We start from the raw sequence: 18276 nt of genomic DNA, 5'->3' as shown, positions 1-18276 counted from the left end.
GCATGACCCAGGCGTTGAATGACCTCTCGACCTATCTCGGCGAGAAGCTGACCGGCCGGATCGGCGAGGTGGTGTTTGCCTATGGCGAACTCACCATCTCGGTCGAACCGCGCGACCTGATCGAGGTAGTGACCTTCCTGCGCGACGACCCGAAATGCCAGTTCATCTCGATCATCGATGTCTGCGGCGCGGATTATCCGTCGCGGGCAAAGCGCTTCGACGTCGTCTATCATTTGCTGTCGCCGAGGCAGAATATCCGCATCCGCATCAAGGTCCAGGCCGACGAAGAGACGCTGGTGCCGTCAATCACCGGCATATATCCCGGCGCCGACTGGTTCGAACGCGAAACCTACGATCTCTATGGCGTGCTGTTTTCGGGTCATCCCGATCTGCGGCGGATTCTGACCGACTACGGCTTCGAAGGCCATCCGCTGCGCAAGGACTTTCCGCTGACCGGCTTCGTCGAGGTGCGCTACGACGACGAAGCCAAGCGCGTCATCTACGAGCCGGTGGAGCTCAAGCAGGAATTCCGCAATTTCGATTTTCTGTCCCCATGGGAAGGCACGGATTATGTTCTGCCGGGGGACGAGAAGGCAAAACAGTGAATGGCTGAAACCTCCGTCCGCAACTTCAACATCAATTTCGGCCCGCAGCATCCGGCTGCGCACGGCGTTTTGCGCCTCGTGCTGGAGCTCGACGGCGAGGTCGTCGACCGCGTCGATCCGCATATCGGACTGTTGCATCGCGGCACGGAAAAGCTGATCGAGCACAAGACTTATCTGCAGGCGGTGCCTTATCTCGACCGGCTCGACTATTGCGCGCCGATGAACCAGGAGCATGCCTTTGCGCTTGCAGCCGAGCGGCTGCTCGGCATCGAGGTGCCGAAGCGCGGGCAGCTTATTCGAGTTCTCTACTCTGAGATCGGCCGCATCATGTCGCACATCCTCAATGTGACGACGCAGGCGATGGATGTCGGCGCGCTGACGCCGCCGCTGTGGGGCTTCGTCGAGCGCGAAAAGCTGATGGTGTTCTATGAGCGTGCCAGCGGCTCGCGCATGCATGCAGCCTATTTCCGGCCGGGCGGCGTGCATCAGGACCTGCCGCAGAAGCTGATCGAGGACATCGGCAAGTGGATTGACCCGTTCCTGAAGTCGATCGACGACCTCGACGCGCTCTTGACCGGTAACCGTATTTTCAAGCAGCGCAATGTCGACATTGCCACTGTCTCCCTGGCGGACGCCTGGGCCTGGGGGTTTTCCGGCGTCATGGTGCGCGGCTCGGGTGCGCCGTGGGACCTGCGCAAATCGCAACCCTACGAATGCTATGCCGAGCTGGACTTCGACATTCCGGTCGGCAAGAACGGCGACTGTTTCGACCGTTATCTGGTGCGCATGGAAGAGATGCGGCAGTCGGCGAAAATCATGCGCCAGTGCGTCGACCTGTTGCTCGGCAAGGAAGGCGGCGGGCCGGTGTCGAACCTCGACGGCAAGGTGGTGCCGCCGAAGCGCGCGGCGATGAAGCGCTCGATGGAAGCGCTGATCCATCACTTCAAGCTCTACACCGAAGGCTACCGCGTGCCGGCCGGCGAGGTCTATGCCGCGGTCGAGGCTCCGAAGGGCGAGTTCGGCGTCTATCTCGTCTCCGACGGCACCAACAAGCCCTACCGCTGCAAGCTGCGCGCGCCGGGCTTTGCGCATCTGCAAGCCATGGACTTTTTGTGCCGCGGCCACATGCTGGCCGACGTCACCGCCGTTCTCGGCTCCCTCGACATCGTGTTTGGTGAGGTCGATCGCTAAATGTCAGTCCGCCGTCTCGCAGAAGCCAGCCTCCAGCCAGCCTCCTTCGCCTTCAACCGGGCGAATGCGGCAGCGGCGAAGCAGTGGATCAAGAAATATCCGAAGGGGCGCGAGCAATCCGCGATCATCCCCTTGCTGATGCTGGCGCAGGAGCAGGAAGGCTGGGTGACCAAGGCGGCGATCGAGGCGATCTCCGACATGCTCGGCATGCCCTATATCAGAGGGCTGGAAGTCGCCACCTTCTATACGCAATACCAACTCAATCCGGTCGGCAGCCGCGCCCATATCCAGGTCTGCGGCACCACGCCCTGCATGCTGCGCGGCTCGGAAGCGCTGATGGATGTGTGCCGCTCGAAGATCCATCACGACCAGTTCCACACCAACGACAAAGGCACGCTGTCGTGGGAGGAGGTCGAGTGTCTCGGCGCCTGCGTCAACGCGCCGATGGTGATGATATTCAAGGACACCTATGAGGATTTGACGCCGGAGCGGCTTGCCGAGATCATCGACCTTTATGACGCCGGTAAGGGCGCCACGGTGGAACCGGGACCGCAAAACGGCCGCGTCACTTCCGAGCCGGCCAGCGGCCTGACGACCCTTAAGAGTGAAAAGGCGATCCTCAAGGCGACCCGCGACCGGGAAACCAGGGCCGCGACCAAGGCCGCCAAGGAAGCGGCGCCGGCGGCCGCTGCCGCAGCGCCGGTTCCGCCTGCTGCCGCGCCTGCACCGGCGCCAGTTGCGCCCTCGAATGCCAGCAAGCCGAAGACCGATGCGGTCGAGACCAGCCCGGCGCTGAAATCGCCGTCGGCGACAAAAGTCGCGCCCGCGGCGGAGAAGGCGGCGAGCGTTGCAGCGCCTCTGCATTCGGCCGCCAATGCCAACAAGGCCGAGCCGCAGGTCGAGGACGTCTCGAAACAGCGCAAAGGCTCCAAGAACAAGGCCGAGCCGGCGTCTGCTTTCAAAGCGCCGGAGGCCAAGGTTAAACCGGCGAAGGCTGCCGCCGAAGCGGCCAAGCCGTCGCCCGGAAACAAGCGCCGGCCGACCGGCAAGAAGCCGGTCTGAAGGAACGAGCAATGCTTCAGGACAGAGACCGCATCTTCAACAATATCTACGGCCGCTTCGACAAGTCGCTGGCCGGCGCCATGGCGCGCGGCGCCTGGGACAACACGCCCGGCATCATCGCCAAGGGGCGCGAGTGGATCGTCAACGAGATGAAGGCATCGGGCCTGCGCGGCCGCGGCGGCGCCGGCTTCCCGACCGGGCTGAAATGGTCGTTCATGCCCAAGCAGAGCGACGGCCGGCCGAGTTATCTCGTTGTCAATGCCGACGAATCCGAACCCGGCACCTGCAAGGACCGCGATATATTGCGCCACGATCCGCATACGCTGGTCGAGGGCTGCCTGATCGCGGGCTTCGCCATGGGCGCGGTCGCCGCCTACATCTATGTGCGCGGCGAGTTCATCCGCGAGCGCGAGGCGCTGCAGCGCGCCATCGACGAGGCCTATGCGGCCAAGCTGATCGGCAAGAACAACACGTCCGGCTATGATTTCGACATCTACATGCACCATGGCGCCGGCGCCTATATCTGCGGCGAGGAAACGGCGCTGCTCGAAAGCCTCGAGGGCAAGAAGGGCCAGCCGCGGCTGAAGCCGCCTTTCCCGGCCAATGTCGGCCTCTATGGCTGCCCGACGACGGTCAACAATGTCGAGTCGATCGCTGTCGCGCCAACCATTCTGCGCCGCGGTGCGGCCTGGTTCTCGTCCTTCGGCCGGCCCAACAATGCCGGCACCAAGCTGTTCTGCATCTCCGGCCACGTCAACAATCCGTGCACCGTCGAAGAGGCGATGTCGATCCCGTTCCGCGAACTGATCGAGACGCATTGCGGCGGCATCCGCGGCGGCTGGGACAATCTGCTGGCGGTCATTCCGGGCGGCGCCTCGGTGCCGCTGGTGCCGGCCGAGCAGATTATCGACGCGCCGATGGATTTCGATGCGCTGCGCGACCTGAAATCGGGCCTCGGCACCGCGGCTGTCATCGTCATGGACAAGTCGACCGATGTCGTGAAGGCGATCGCGCGGCTGTCCTATTTCTACAAGCACGAGAGCTGCGGCCAGTGCACGCCCTGCCGTGAGGGCACGGGCTGGATGTGGCGGGTGATGGAACGGCTGGTGCGCGGCGAGGCGCAGAAGCGCGAGATCGACATGCTGCTCGACGTGACCAAGCAGGTCGAGGGCCACACGATCTGCGCTCTGGGCGATGCGGCGGCATGGCCGATCCAGGGTCTGATGCGGCATTTCCGTGGCGAGGTGGAGCGGCGCATCGACGAGTTTTCGCGCAACGCACACCGCGCCGAACCGGTGCTGGCGGCGGCGGAATAGAAGAATTCAAAAAATGCGGGCGAATGCCCGAAACGAGGAAACGAGCGCGGGGCAGACGGAAACGACCAGGAGACCACCTATGTCGCTGTTTTCGATACCCGACGATTTGACGCCCGATGTGGACCCGTTGTTGAAGATGAACCAGGACCTAACCAGGACAATGCCGAAGGAGATGGCCAGCGCCGTCAATCTCCTGGCGCATCCTGTCGCCGGCGCGGCGGCGATGACGGCACTCGGCATCGGGCTTGCCAACCACGCCTTTGGCATCTGGATGGGCGTGCTTTCAGGCGTGGCCGAGACCTCGCAGCGGCTTTGGCAGCCGGTCACCGAGGATTTCGAGGCCCGGACCGAACGCGTTTCCGAGACCGGCAAAAGCTCCTCGACCAAGGCGCGCGCAGCCACCAAAACCCTGATTGCCGAGGCGCAGTCCTTCGCCAATGACGTGACCGACATTGCGACAAGCACTGCGGCGCGGAGCGTGGCGAATGCGAGCGCCGTTGCAGCGGACGCATCGGCCGGGCTGATGCCGGAAGATTTCAAGCAGCCCAAGCCGATGGACCGGCCAGCCGTGCCCGCCGACCTCAAGGCAATATCGGGTATCGGGCCGAAACTGGAAAAGGTGCTGAACGGCCTTGGCATCTGGACATACGCCCAGATTGCCGCGTGGACGCCGCAAGAGATCGCCTGGGTCGAAGATTACCTGTCGTTGAAGGGCCGTATCGGCCGTGACGGCTGGATCGGTCAGGCCGCCGCATTGGCCGGGGCCAAAAATTGAATTCAATATCGTGCGCGGTGTCGGCTGCGCCCGGAAGGAAAGATTGCGGAACGTCCGCAGGGGTTTGAGGCGAAATGGCAAAGCTCAAGGTCGACGGGAAAGAGATCACTGTACCCGACCACTACACGCTGCTGCAGGCGGCCGAGGACGCAGGTGCTGAAGTGCCGCGCTTCTGCTTCCATGAGCGGCTGTCGATCGCCGGCAATTGCCGCATGTGCCTGATCGAGGTGAAGGGCGGCCCGCCCAAGCCGCAGGCGTCCTGCGCCATGGGCGTGCGCGACCTGCGCCCCGGTCCAAATGGCGAGCCGCCGGAAATTTTCACCAACACGCCGATGGTCAAGAAGGCCCGCGAAGGCGTGATGGAATTCCTGCTGATCAACCATCCGCTGGATTGCCCGATCTGCGATCAGGGCGGCGAGTGCGACCTGCAGGACCAGGCGATGGCGTTCGGCGTCGATTCCTCACGCTACCACGAGAACAAGCGGGCGGTCGAAGACAAGTATATCGGGCCGCTGGTCAAGACGATCATGAACCGCTGCATCCATTGCACGCGCTGCGTCCGCTTTACCACCGAGATTGCGGGCATATCCGAGCTCGGCCTGATCGGCCGCGGCGAGGATGCCGAGATCACCACCTATCTCGAAAGCGCGATGACTTCGGAACTGCAGGGCAATGTCATCGACCTTTGCCCCGTCGGCGCGCTGACCTCCAAACCCTACGCCTTCCAGGCACGCCCTTGGGAACTGACCAAGACAGAATCCATCGACGTGATGGACGCCGTCGGCTCGGCCATCCGCGTCGATAGCCGGGGCCGCGAAGTGATGCGCATCCTGCCGCGTACCAACGAGGCGGTGAACGAGGAATGGATTTCCGACAAGACCCGCTTCATCTGGGACGGCTTGCGCACGCAGCGCCTCGACCGCCCCTATGTGCGCAAGGACGGCAGACTGGCACCGGCAAGCTGGGCCGAGGCTTTTTCCGCGATCAAGGAAGCGGTGTCGAATGCCGCACCCGAAAAGATCGGTGCCATTGCCGGCGATCTTGCCGCCGTCGAGGAGATCTACGCGCTTAAGCTTCTGATGGCTTCGCTCGGCTCGAAGAACACCGACTGCCGCCAGGACGGTGCCGCACTCGATCCGTCGCTCGGCCGGGCGAGCTATGTCTTCAACCCGACCATCGAAGGCATCGAACAGGCCGATGCGGTGCTGATCGTCGGCGCCAATCCGCGCTTCGAGGCATCCTTGCTCAACGCCCGCATCCGCAAGCGCTGGCGGGCCGGCAATCTGCCGGTCGGCGTCATCGGCGATGTCGGCGATACCCGCTATGATTACGAGCAGCTCGGCGCCGGGCCGGAATCGCTGAAGGATCTGGCCGACGGCAACGGCAAGTTCTTCCAGCTGCTGAAGAAGGCGACGCATCCGCTGATCATCGTCGGACAGGGTGCGCTGGCGCGTCCGGACGGCGCGGCCGTGCTTGGCCAGGCGGCGAAGCTCGCCGTCGCCGTCAATGCCGCAAGGGCCGACTGGAACGGCTTTGCCGTGCTGCACACCGCCGCGGCACGCGTCGGCGGCCTCGATGTCGGCTTCGTACCGGGCGAGGGCGGCAGGAATGTCGCCGGCATGCTGGGCGAGACCGACGTGCTGTTCCTGCTCGGCGCCGACGAAATCGACATGGCCAAGACCGGCGGCGCTTTCGTCGTCTATATCGGCACGCATGGCGACAAGGGCGCGCATCGCGCCAACGTCATCCTGCCGGGCGCCGCCTATACCGAGAAGTCGGGCACCTTCGTCAACACCGAAGGCCGCGTGCAGCAGACCAACCGTGCCGGCTTCGCGCCCGGCGAAGCGCGCGAGGACTGGGCGATCCTTCGGGCTCTGTCGGATGTGCTCGGCAAGAAGCTGCCGTTCGATTCGCTGCAGCAACTGCGCGCAAAGCTCTATGCGCAATACCCGCATCTTGCCCGCGTCGACCATGTCGCGGCCGGCGACCCGGCCGACATCGCCAGGGTGGCCAAGCTCGGCGGTCGGCTGAACAAGGGCACCTTCACCTCACCGGTCAAGGATTTCTACCTGACCAATCCGATCGCGCGGGCTTCCGCGGTGATGGCCGAATGCTCGGCTTTGGCGAAAAACGGCTTCAGGCAGGCGGCGGAGTAGATATGGACACCTTCTTCTCCTTTTATGTGCTGCCGGCGCTGCTGATCCTTTTGAAGTCGGTCGTGCTGATCGTCGTTCTGTTGATCTTCGTCGCCTATGTGCTTTACGCAGACCGCAAGATCTGGGCGGCGGTGCAATTGCGCCGCGGACCGAACGTCGTCGGCCCGTGGGGCACGCTGCAGGCCTTCGCCGATCTGCTGAAATTCGTCTTCAAGGAACCGGTGATCCCGTCCGGCGCCAATAAGGGCGTTTTCCTGCTGGCGCCCTTGGTGTCGGCGGTGCTGGCGATCTCTGCATGGGCGGTCATACCGGTCAATGAAGGCTGGGCGATCGCCAACGTCAATGTCGGCATCCTCTATGTCTTCGCCATCTCCTCGCTCGAGGTCTATGGCGTGATCATGGGCGGCTGGGCGTCCAATTCGAAATACCCGTTCCTTGGCGCGCTGCGCTCGGCGGCGCAGATGGTGTCCTACGAAGTCTCGATCGGCTTTGTCATCGTCACCGTGCTGCTTTGCGTCGGCTCGCTCAACCTGTCCGACATCGTCCTGTCGCAGCAGGACGGGCTGGGCACGCGGCTCGGCCTGCCCAACACCTTCCTCGACTGGCATTGGCTGTCGCTGTTCCCGATGTTCATCGTCTTCTTCATCTCGGCGTTGGCCGAGACCAACCGTCCGCCCTTCGACCTCGTGGAAGCCGAATCGGAACTCGTCGCCGGCCATATGGTCGAATATTCCTCGACGCCGTTCCTATTGTTCTTCCTCGGCGAATATGTCGCCGTCGTCCTGATGTGCGCGTTGGCAACCATCCTGTTCCTTGGCGGCTGGCTGCCGCCCTTCAACTTCGCGCCGTTCACCTGGGTGCCGGGGCTGATCTGGTTCGTGCTCAAGGTCTGCCTGGTGTTCTTCATGTTCTCCATGGTGAAGGCGTTCGTGCCGCGCTATCGCTACGACCAGCTGATGCGACTCGGCTGGAAGGTGTTCCTGCCGATCTCGCTGTTCATGGTGGTCGCCACCGCCGCTTTCCTAAAGATCACGGGGTTTGCCTGATGTCTGCATTATCCCAGGCCGCCAAGTCACTGCTTTTGCAGGATTTCGTCGGCGCTTTCTTTCTGTCGATGCGCCAGTTCTTCGCGCCGAAGGAGACGATCAACTATCCGCATGAGAAGGGACCGGTCAGCCCGCGCTTCCGCGGCGAGCATGCGCTGCGCCGCTACCCGAACGGCGAGGAACGCTGCATCGCCTGCAAATTGTGCGAGGCGATCTGCCCGGCACAGGCCATCACCATCGAAGCCGGCCCACGCCGCAATGACGGCACGCGGCGCACCGTGCGCTACGACATCGACATGGTGAAATGCATCTATTGCGGCTTCTGCCAGGAAGCATGCCCGGTCGACGCCATCGTCGAGGGACCGAATTTCGAGTTCGCGACGGAGACGCGCGAGGAACTTTACTACGACAAGGACAGGCTTCTGGCCAATGGTGACCGCTGGGAGCGTGAGCTGGCGCGCAACATCTCGCTGGATGCGCCTTACCACTGATATTTGACGCATGGACGGGGCGAGGGCCTCGTTCAGAGGATGATCCCGAAAAGTTGCAGACTTTTCGGACAAGATCATCCTCCGGAATGAAAGAGTGTCGCATGTTTTCTTTTCGATCGGGTCTTTCAACCCGATCGGAACATGCGATAGGAACACGCAACTTGCCGACCGGAGGCGGTGGCAAAAAACAGGACGAACGTCCTGTTCTGACAGGAAACCCGGGGGAACCCATGCTGAGTGGACTAGAGGCGGCCTTTTTCTACCTCTTCGCCTTTGTCGCGGTGGCATCGGCGTTCATGGTCATTTCGGCGCGCAATCCCGTGCATTCGGTGCTGTTCCTGATCCTGACCTTCTTCAACGCCGCCGGCCTGTTCATGCTGACCGGCGCCGAGTTCCTGGCGATGATCCTGCTCGTCGTCTATGTCGGCGCGGTGCTGGTGCTGTTCCTGTTCGTGGTCATGATGCTCGATGTCGACTTCGCCGAGATGAAGGAAGGCGCCCTGCAATATGCACCGATCGGCGCGCTGGTCGGGCTGATCCTGGCGGCGGAGCTGATCGTGGTGCTCGGCGGCTATACATTCGCGCCGAGACTGGCGGCGACGGTCGCCAAGCCCATTCCGGACCTGGCCGCGCGCTCCAATACGGCAGCGCTCGGCGACATCCTCTATACGGATTACCTCTATTACTTCCAGGTAGCTGGCCTGGTGCTGCTGGTCGCCATGATCGGCGCCATCGTGCTGACGCTGCGCCACAAGCCGGGCGTCAAGCGGCAGTCGATCGCCGCCCAGGTCGGCCGCACGGCGGCAACCGGAGTGGAAATCCGCAAGGTCAAGACGGGCGAAGGAGTCTGAGATGGTCGTCGGCATCGCGCACTACCTGACCGTATCGGCGATCCTGTTCACGCTCGGCGTGTTCGGTATCTTCCTGAACCGCAGGAACGTCATCGTCATCCTGATGTCGATCGAGCTGATCCTGCTTGCGGTCAACATCAATTTCGTCGCCTTTTCGGCGGCGCTCGGCGATTTGGTCGGCCAGGTGTTCGCACTGTTCGTGCTGACGGTCGCGGCGGCCGAAGCGGCGATCGGCCTCGCCATTCTCGTCGTCTTCTTCCGCAACCGCGGCTCGATCGCGGTCGAAGACGTGAACATGATGAAGGGTTGACGGAAACCACCATGTATCAGGCCATCGTCTTCCTTCCGCTGCTCGGCTTCCTGATCGTCGGCCTGTTCGGCACTTCGCTCGGCGCCAAGGCTTCCGAATACATCACCTCCGGCTTCCTGGTGATCGCCGCTGTGCTGTCGTGGGTTGCCTTCTTCTCGGTCGGCTTCGGCGGCGGCGAGGTGTTCACCGTGCCGGTACTGCGCTGGATCCAGTCAGGCGGCCTCGAAGCGTCGTGGGCGCTGCGGATCGATACGCTGACCGTGGTGATGCTGGTCGTCGTCAATACGGTGTCGGCGCTGGTCCATGTCTACTCGATCGGCTACATGCATCACGACCCGGACCGGCCGCGCTTCTTCGCCTATCTGTCGCTGTTTACCTTCGCCATGCTGATGCTGGTGACGGCCGACAACCTCGTGCAGATGTTCTTCGGCTGGGAAGGCGTCGGCCTTGCCTCCTATCTGCTGATCGGCTTCTGGTACAAGAAGCCGTCGGCCAATGCAGCTGCGATCAAGGCCTTCGTCGTCAACCGCGTCGGCGATTTCGGTTTTGCGCTCGGCATATTCGGCGTGTTCGTGCTGTTCGGCTCGGTCAATCTCGGCACCATTTTCGCCAATGCGGCGACGTTCATTCCAGCCGAAGGCGCGCCGCAAGGCGCGGCCGTACTGACCTTCCTCGGCTATGCGCTCGATAAGCAGGCCGCGATGACGGTCGTCTGCCTGCTCCTGTTCATGGGCGCGATGGGCAAGTCGGCGCAGGTGCCGCTGCACACCTGGCTGCCGGATGCCATGGAAGGCCCGACGCCGGTCTCCGCACTGATCCATGCGGCCACCATGGTGACGGCAGGCGTGTTCATGCTGGCGCGGCTGTCGCCGCTATTCGAGCTGTCGCATTCGGCACTGACGGTGGTCACCTTCATCGGCGCCTTCACCGCCTTCTTCGCGGCGACAGTCGGTCTTGTCCAGAACGACATCAAGCGCGTCATCGCCTATTCGACCTGTTCGCAGCTCGGCTACATGTTCGTGGCGCTCGGCGTCGGCGCCTATGGCGCGGCGATTTTCCATCTGTTCACCCACGCCTTCTTCAAGGCGCTGCTGTTCCTCGGCTCGGGCTCGGTCATCCACGCCGTCTCCGACGAGCAGGACATGCGCAAAATGGGTGGCCTAAGGACGCTGATCCCGACGACTTACTGGATGATGGTGATCGGCACGCTTGCGCTGACCGGTGTCGGCATTCCGGTAACGATCATCGGCACGGCCGGCTTCTTTTCCAAGGACGCCATCATCGAAGCGGCCTTCGCCGGCCACAATGCGGTCGCCGCGTTTGCCTTCATATTGCTGGTCATTGCTGCCTGCTTCACCTCCTTCTACTCCTGGCGGCTGATCTTCATGACCTTCCACGGCGAGCCGCGGGCCAGCCACGAGGTCATGCACCATGTCCATGAATCGCCGCCGGTCATGCTGGTGCCGCTGTTCATCCTGGCCGCGGGCGCGCTGTTCGCGGGGGTGATCTTCCACGGCGCCTTCATCGGCGAGGGCTATGCCGAATTCTGGAAGGCGTCGCTGTTCACGCTCCCGGACAACCATATCCTGCACGAAATCCACGAAGTGCCATTATGGGTCGAGCTGTCGCCGTTCATCGCCATGCTGATCGGCTTTGCGATAGCCTGGCAGTTCTATATTCGCGCGCCGGAAATGCCTCGGAGCGTCGCCGCCAACCATCGCCTGCTCTACGCCTTCCTGCTCAACAAATGGTATTTCGACGAGCTCTACGACTTCCTGTTCGTGCGGCCGGCAAAGCGCCTCGGCAGCTTCCTGTGGAAGACCGGCGACGGCACCGTCATCGACGGGCTCGGGCCGGACGGCATTTCGGCGCGCGTCGTCGACGTCACCAACCGGGTCGTCAAGCTGCAGACCGGCTATCTCTACCACTATGCCTTCGCCATGCTGATCGGCGTTGCCGCACTCGTCACCTGGATGATGCTCTGATGACCGCCTGGCCGATCCTATCGCTGGTCACCTTCCTGCCGCTGGTTGGTGTTCTGCTCATCCTTTTCGTGCGTGATGACAGCGAGAACGCGCGCCGCAACATCCGCGCCATCGCGCTTTTCACGACTGCGTTCACGTTTGTGATTTCGCTGTTTATCTGGACCGGCTTCGACAATTCGCAACCTGGCTTCCAGTTCGTCGAGAAGTTTGCCTGGCTGGATTCCGGCATCTCCTACCATATGGGCGTAGACGGCATCTCCATGCTGTTCGTCATCCTGACCACCTTCCTGATGCCGCTTTGCATTCTCGCCTCGTGGGAATCGATCGAGAAGCGCGTCAAAGCCTATATGATCGCCTTCCTGCTGCTCGAGACGCTGATGATCGGCGTGTTCTGTGCGCTGGACATCGTCTTGTTCTACGTCTTCTTCGAAGCCGGCCTGATCCCGATGTTCATCATCATCGGCGTGTGGGGCGGCAAGCGGCGCGTCTATGCCTCGTTCAAGTTCTTCCTCTACACCCTGGCCGGCTCGGTGCTGATGCTGCTCGCCATCATGGCGATGTTCTTCCAGTCCGGCACCACCGATATCCCGACGCTTCTGACGCATAATTTCCCGGCCAATATGCAGACCTGGCTATGGCTTGCCTTCTTCGCGTCCTTTGCGGTGAAGATGCCAATGTGGCCGGTGCATACCTGGCTGCCGGACGCGCATGTCGAAGCGCCGACGGCCGGCTCGGTGATTCTGGCCGCCATCCTGCTCAAGATGGGCGGGTACGGCTTCCTGCGTTTTTCGCTGCCGATGTTTCCGATCGCATCCGAAATGTTCGCGCCGCTGATCTTCACGCTTTCCGTTGTCGCCATCATCTACACCTCGCTGGTGGCGCTGATGCAGGAGGACATGAAGAAGCTGATCGCCTATTCGTCGGTCGCTCACATGGGCTTCGTTACCATGGGCATCTTCGCGATGAACCAGGAAGGCGTCCAGGGCTCGATCTTCCAGATGCTGTCGCACGGGCTGGTCTCCGGCGCGCTGTTCCTCTGCGTCGGCGTCGTTTACGACCGCATGCACACGCGCGACATTGACGCCTATGGCGGGTTGGTCAACAACATGCCGAAATATGCAACCGTGTTCATGATCTTCACCATGGCCAATGTCGGCCTGCCCGGCACCAGCGGCTTCGTCGGCGAGTTCCTGACCATGCTCGGCGTGTTCCGGGTCAACACCTGGGTGGCGTTCTTCGCCGCCACCGGCGTCATACTGTCGGCGGCCTATGCGCTCTGGCTCTACCGCAAGGTGATCTTCGGCGCACTGACCAAGGAAAGCCTGAAAGGTTTGCTCGACCTGTCGACGCGCGAAAAGGTGATCATCTATCCACTGGTCGCGCTGGTCATCTTCTTCGGCGTCTATCCGGCGCCGATCTTCGACGCGACGGCCGAATCGGTCAAGGCGCTCGTTACCAATATCACCGCATCCATCGGCGCCGCGCAGACCGCGGCGGCGAACTGACTGGGGGTTTGCGAACCATGACGCCGGACCTTCTCTCCAGCCTGTCGCTCTCGACGCCAGAGCTGATCCTCGCCATCGGCGCCTTGGCGCTGTTGATGCTCGGCGCCTATTCTCGCGCCAACACCGCCGTCACGGTGAGCGGCCTTGCTGTTGCCGTGCTGGTGATCGCCGGCGCCTGGCTGATCTTTTCCCCGGGGCAGGGCAACGCCTATGGCGAAGCCTTCATCCAGGACCCATTCGCCCGCTTCATGAAGATGTTGGCGCTGATCGGCTCGGCGGTGACGCTGGTCATGTCGGTTCGCTTTGCCCAGGCGGAGCGTTTCGACAAGTTCGAATATCCGGTGCTGATCCTGCTCTGCACGCTCGGCATGATGCTGATGATCTCGGCCAACGGCATGATCGGGCTCTATCTCGGCCTCGAGCTGCAGTCGCTGGCGATCTACGTGCTGGCGGCGATCAACCGCGATAATCTGCGCTCGACCGAGGCCGGGCTGAAGTACTTCGTCCTTGGCGCGCTGTCGTCGGGCATGCTGCTTTACGGCATCTCGCTGGTCTACGGCTACACGGGCAACACGGGCTTCCAGGAGATCGCCGCGGCGCTCAGCGGCGGCGAGCGCCAGCTCGGCCTCGTCTTCGGCTTGGTCTTTGTGCTGGCCGGCCTTGCCTTCAAGATCTCGGCGGTGCCGTTCCATATGTGGACGCCCGACGTCTATGAGGGCGCGCCGACGCCGGTGACGGCCTTTCTGGCGGCGGCACCCAAAATGGCGGCGATGGCGCTGATGGTGCGCGTCACCATGGGCGCCTTCAAGCCGATCGCCACCGACTGGCAGCAGATCATCGTCTTCATCTCGATCGCCTCGATGGCGCTCGGCGCCTTCGCTGCCATCGGCCAGACCAACATCAAGCGGCTGATGGCCTATTCCTCCATCGGCCATATGGGTTATGCTCTGGTCGGCCTTGCCGCCAACAGCCAGGACGGCGTGCGCGGCGTCGCCATCTACATGCTGATCTATCTGGTGATGACGCTCGGCACCTTCGCCTTCATCCTGGCCATGCGGCGCAAGGAGGGCAATGTCGAGCAGATCAGCGATCTCGCCGGCCTGTCGGCGACCAACCCAATCATGGCGACGATCCTCACCATCATGATGTTCTCGCTGGCCGGTATCCCGCCGCTCGCCGGCTTCTGGGGGAAATGGTACGTGTTCCTCGCCGCCATCAATGCCAACCTCTACGCGCTGGCGATCATCGGCGTGCTGGCCTCTGTGGTGGGCGCCTATTATTATCTGCGCATCATCAAGATCATGTGGTTCGACGAACCGGTCGGCGGCTTCGTGCCGATGGCGACCGAACTGCGCGTCGTGCTCGGCGCCTGCGGCGCTTTCGTGCTGTTCTACGTGCTGATCGGCGGCCCGATCGGAACCTACGCAGCCGCCGCGGCCAAGACCTTCTTCTAACGGAATGACGTTCAGGCTGGCTCCAACCGCGGCTTCGGAAGGGTTCCGGCTCGAGGCGCACGATACGGTCGGCTCCACCAATGCGTTGGCGCTGGAGCACGCGCGGGCCGGCGATCCGGGCAAACTCTGGGTCGTCTCAAAAAAGCAGGAAGCGGGACGTGGCCGCCGCGGCCGCGCCTGGGCGACGCCCGAGGGCAATCTGGCGGCGACGCTGCTGGTGATCACCAACACCGAGCTTCGACTTGCCGCGACGCTCGGCTTCGTTGCCGGACTGGCGCTGGCCGACGCGCTCGACGCCGTCGTGCCGAAAGGCAGGATTGCGATCGGCCTCGATGGTGCGAGCCAGGGCAAGAACCGCTTCGAGTTGAAATGGCCGAACGACGTGCTTGCCTCGGGCGCCAAGCTCGCCGGCATCCTGCTGGAATCGGCGATGCTGGACGGCGACCGTTCGGCGGTGGCTGTTGGCATCGGCGTCAATGTGGTGGCTTATCCCAATGATTTGCCCTATCCAGCGACGTCGCTCAACGCGCTGGGGTCGGCTTGCGATGCCGAGACACTGTTTCTGGCGCTGTCGGATGCGTGGAGCGAGAATGCCCGGCTGTGGAACGAAGGGCGTGGGCTTGCCGCCGTCAGGCGGCGCTGGCTGGCGCGCGCGGCGGGGCTTGGCGGGCAGGTTGCTGTCAGAATTGACGGTAATGTGGTGCGCGGCACCTTCGAGACCATTGACGAAGACTGCCGTTTCGTGATCCGCGACGATGAAGGCTCGGTTCTGACGATCGCCGCCGGCGACGTGCATTTCGGCGCGGTCGCATCGGCCGTCGGTTGACTGGCCAATACGTTTGACTGGCCAGGTATTTGACCAGCTTGAATTTGACCGGCCGACAATTTTGATTGGCCGACAATTTTGACCGGCCCACAATTTGACCGGCCCACAATTTGACCGGCAAGGAAGGAAAGACCATGGCGACAGCGGAAAATGCCGAACTTGTCTTCGTGCCGCTCGGCGGTGTCGGCGAGATCGGCATGAACTTCGCCCTCTACGGCTATGGGCCGGCCAATGCGCGCGAATGGATCGTCGTCGACGTCGGCGTTACTTTTCCCGATGCAACCCTGCCCGGCGTCGACCTGGTACTGCCCGACACCCGCTTCATCGAGGAGAATGTCGCCAATCTGCGCGGCATCGTCATTACCCATGCACATGAGGACCACTACGGCGCGCTGCACGACATCTGGCCGAAGCTCAAGGCGCCGGTCTGGATGACGCCGTTCGGCGCCGGCCTGCTGGAAGCCAAGCGGCAGGGCGAGCAAGGGGCGCCGAAGATCCCGGTGACGATCTACCGGGCTGGCGAGAAATTCACCGTCGGTCCGTTCGAGATCGAGGCCATCCCCGTCGCGCACTCCATTCCCGAACCGATGTCGCTGGCGATCACCACGCCGGCCGGCGTCGTCATCCATACCGGCGACTGGAAGATCGATCCGGCGCCGACGATGGGGCCGATGACCGACGAGGCACGCTTCCGTGCCTATGGCGACAAGGGCGTGCTGGCGTTGATCTGCGATTCCACCAACGCGCTGCGGGAAGGGGAATCACCGTCGGAAGTGGCGGTAGGCGAGGGCCTCAAGGGTGTCATCCAGAATGCCAAGGGCCGTGTCGCCGTCAGCAGCTTCTCCTCCAATGTCGGCCGCATCGTCTCGATCGCCAAGGCAGCGCGGGATGCCGGCCGCCAATGCCTGGTGCTTGGCCGCTCGATGAAGCGCGTCATCGATGTGGCTGATGAACTCGGTTATATGGACGGGTTGCCGGAATTCATCGCCGAGGAGGATTACGGCTTCATCCCGCGCGAAAACCTCGTCATCATCTGCACCGGAAGCCAAGGCGAGCCGCTTGCCGCACTTGCCAAGCTGTCGCGCGACGAGATGAAGTCGGTGGCGCTGACGGCCGGCGACACGGTGGTGTTTTCCTCGCGCACCATTCCCGGCAACGAGAAGGCGATCCTCGAAATCAAGAACCGCCTTATCGATCTCGGCATCAAGATCATCGAGGACGGCGATGCGCTGGTGCATGTCTCCGGCCATCCACGCCGCAGCGAATTGCGCAAGATGTATGAATGGGTGCGGCCGCAGATCGGCGTTCCCGTACATGGCGAGGCAGCGCATCTGGTGGCGCAGGGCTCGCTGATGTCGATGTCCGGCATCGGCCAGGTGGCGCAGGTGCGCGACGGCGACATGCTCAGGCTGTATCCGGGTGCCGCCGCCATCATCGACCAGGTTCCGTTCGGCCGCATCTACAAGGACGGAAGGCTGATCGGCAGCGATCAGGCGATGGGCATTCGCGACCGCCGCAGGCTGTCCTTTGCCGGCCATGTCGCCGTCAACGTGGTGCTCGACGACAAATACGAGCTTGCCGGCGATCCCGATCTCGTCGCCATCGGCGTCGCCGAGGCCGACGGCAGCGGCGAGAGCCTGGAAGACCTGATGATCGATGCGGCAATCGGCGCCGTGGACTCCATCCCCCGCCAGCGCCGAAAAGACCTCGACCTGGTCCAGGAGGCGGTGCGGCGCGCGGTGCGCGGCGCGGCCAACGAAGCCTGGGGCAAGAAGCCGCTGGTGACAGTGTTCGTCACAAGATGAGGGAGTAGGGGAGTAGGGCAGTAGGGGAGTAGGGAAGAACAGGTAGCTTGCACTCTCCAAACTTGTTTTCCCTACTCCCGTACTCCCCTATTCCCCTACTCCCCTAACCGGGAGCACTCTATGCTCGGACGCCTCAACCATGTCGCGCTTGCGGTGCCGGATCTGGCCGCGGCTGCGGCGGTCTATCGTGATACGCTTGGCGCGCGCGTAACCGCGCCGCAGGCGCTGCCGGAGCATGGCGTTACGGTGGTGTTCGTCGACGTCGGCAACACCAGGATCGAGTTGCTCGAGCCGCTAGGCGAAGCTTCGCCGATCGCCGCATTCCTCGAGAAGAATCCGTCCGGCGGCATGCACCATCTCTGCTACGAGGTGGACGACATTGTTGCGGCGCGCGACCGTCTCAAGGCCAGCGGCGCGCGCGTGCTGGGCGACGGCAAGCCGAAGACCGGCGCGCATGGCAAACCGGTATTGTTTCTGCACCCCAAGGATTTCTTCGGCACGCTGGTCGAACTGGAGCAAGCATGAGTTGGGTTTCGTTTGTCGCCCTGTTCTTCGCCACATGGTGGGTGGTGTTGTTCGCCGTGCTGCCGTTCAGCATGCGGACACAGGACGAGGACCGGGACGTGACGCTTGGCACGGTTCCGAGCGCACCGCGCGGACCGCATATGCTGCGCGCGGCGCTGCGCACGACAATCGCCACGCTGGTCCTCATGGGTATCTTCTACGGCATCACGAGAGGGCTTGGCCTCGGCATCGATGACATCCCGCACATCGTACCAGATTTCAACCAGAGCCCAGCGCATTAGCCGGCTACCTACCGTGTCCGGCTATCCCAGCCTAGCCGACGCCCTGAAATCAAGCTGAGCCAGCAAGGTCAACCCAAGTAAAGCCCCGGGGC

General features: G+C 62.9%; 17 protein-coding genes. All 17 read left to right on the top strand.

The genetic code is table 11. The annotated features are described in order from the left end of the window. Window positions 1–2: 2 nt before the first annotated feature. The 17 genes from NKH83_RS14175 (at window position 3) to NKH83_RS14095 (ending at window position 18184) form a co-directional block, all read left to right on the top strand. The gene (locus NKH83_RS14175) at window positions 3–605 is read left to right on the top strand and encodes an NADH-quinone oxidoreductase subunit C (protein ID WP_254818102.1); all 603 of its coding nucleotides are present in this window, start codon (window positions 3–5) and stop codon (window positions 603–605) included. Next, window positions 606–1796 carry an NADH-quinone oxidoreductase subunit D gene (locus NKH83_RS14170; protein ID WP_254818103.1) on the top strand — a complete coding sequence of 397 codons (1191 nt, stop codon included), beginning with the start codon at window positions 606–608 and terminating at the stop codon, window positions 1794–1796. After that, complete coding sequence (nuoE, locus tag NKH83_RS14165) at window positions 1797–2858, top strand: NADH-quinone oxidoreductase subunit NuoE (RefSeq protein ID WP_352477550.1); 1062 nt, start codon at window positions 1797–1799, stop codon at window positions 2856–2858. It begins immediately after the preceding gene. An 11-nt stretch (window positions 2859–2869) separates the two neighbouring features. Continuing rightward, entirely contained in the window at window positions 2870–4174 is a 1305-nt protein-coding gene (gene nuoF, locus NKH83_RS14160) for an NADH-quinone oxidoreductase subunit NuoF (RefSeq protein WP_254818105.1), read from the top strand. A gap of 79 nt (window positions 4175–4253) precedes the next feature. Next, window positions 4254–4949, top strand: a complete 696-nt coding sequence (locus NKH83_RS14155; RefSeq protein WP_352799628.1) for a helix-hairpin-helix domain-containing protein — start codon at window positions 4254–4256, stop codon at window positions 4947–4949. A gap of 74 nt (window positions 4950–5023) precedes the next feature. Beyond that, a complete protein-coding gene (gene nuoG, locus NKH83_RS14150) occupies window positions 5024–7105 on the top strand; it encodes an NADH-quinone oxidoreductase subunit NuoG (RefSeq protein WP_352805249.1) in 2082 nt (693 codons plus the stop codon). 2 nt (window positions 7106–7107) lie between these two features. Beyond that, window positions 7108–8151 carry an NADH-quinone oxidoreductase subunit NuoH gene (gene nuoH / locus NKH83_RS14145; protein ID WP_292663045.1) on the top strand — a complete coding sequence of 348 codons (1044 nt, stop codon included), beginning with the start codon at window positions 7108–7110 and terminating at the stop codon, window positions 8149–8151. After that, entirely contained in the window at window positions 8151–8642 is a 492-nt protein-coding gene (gene nuoI, locus NKH83_RS14140) for an NADH-quinone oxidoreductase subunit NuoI (protein ID WP_352805246.1), read from the top strand. The genes nuoH and nuoI overlap by 1 nt, the downstream gene beginning before the upstream one ends. A 230-nt stretch (window positions 8643–8872) precedes the next feature. Then, window positions 8873–9493 (top strand): NADH-quinone oxidoreductase subunit J, encoded by a 621-nt coding sequence (locus NKH83_RS14135; protein WP_352805243.1) that lies wholly within the window; start codon window positions 8873–8875, stop codon window positions 9491–9493. 1 nt (window position 9494) lies between these two features. Continuing rightward, window positions 9495–9803 (top strand): NADH-quinone oxidoreductase subunit NuoK, encoded by a 309-nt coding sequence (gene nuoK / locus NKH83_RS14130; RefSeq protein ID WP_023676620.1) that lies wholly within the window; start codon window positions 9495–9497, stop codon window positions 9801–9803. Between the two features lie 11 nt (window positions 9804–9814). Continuing rightward, window positions 9815–11788, top strand: coding sequence for an NADH-quinone oxidoreductase subunit L (gene nuoL, locus NKH83_RS14125; RefSeq protein WP_254818111.1), 1974 nt, complete (start codon window positions 9815–9817; stop codon window positions 11786–11788). Beyond that, window positions 11788–13293, top strand: coding sequence for an NADH-quinone oxidoreductase subunit M (locus tag NKH83_RS14120; protein ID WP_352805241.1), 1506 nt, complete (start codon window positions 11788–11790; stop codon window positions 13291–13293). Before nuoL ends, NKH83_RS14120 begins: the two co-directional genes overlap by 1 nt. A gap of 17 nt (window positions 13294–13310) precedes the next feature. Next, the gene (nuoN, locus tag NKH83_RS14115; RefSeq protein WP_352799631.1) at window positions 13311–14747 is read left to right on the top strand and encodes an NADH-quinone oxidoreductase subunit NuoN; all 1437 of its coding nucleotides are present in this window, start codon (window positions 13311–13313) and stop codon (window positions 14745–14747) included. 4 nt (window positions 14748–14751) lie between these two features. Then, window positions 14752–15573, top strand: a complete 822-nt coding sequence (locus tag NKH83_RS14110; protein WP_352477556.1) for a biotin--[acetyl-CoA-carboxylase] ligase — start codon at window positions 14752–14754, stop codon at window positions 15571–15573. A 134-nt stretch (window positions 15574–15707) separates the two neighbouring features. Continuing rightward, entirely contained in the window at window positions 15708–17378 is a 1671-nt protein-coding gene (locus tag NKH83_RS14105) for a ribonuclease J (RefSeq protein ID WP_352805238.1), read from the top strand. A 120-nt stretch (window positions 17379–17498) separates the two neighbouring features. Continuing rightward, a complete protein-coding gene (gene mce / locus NKH83_RS14100) occupies window positions 17499–17903 on the top strand; it encodes a methylmalonyl-CoA epimerase (RefSeq protein ID WP_352477558.1) in 405 nt (134 codons plus the stop codon). Then, window positions 17900–18184, top strand: coding sequence for a DUF1467 family protein (locus NKH83_RS14095; RefSeq protein ID WP_254818117.1), 285 nt, complete (start codon window positions 17900–17902; stop codon window positions 18182–18184). The genes mce and NKH83_RS14095 overlap by 4 nt, the downstream gene beginning before the upstream one ends. The last annotated feature ends 92 nt before the right edge of the window (window positions 18185–18276 follow it).

Source organism: Mesorhizobium sp. M0909 (genome assembly GCF_040319515.1).
Taxonomy (GTDB): Bacteria; Pseudomonadota; Alphaproteobacteria; order Rhizobiales; family Rhizobiaceae; genus Mesorhizobium.
Note: the sequence above shows the minus strand (reverse complement) of the source record. Positions and strands in the feature narration are given on the sequence as shown.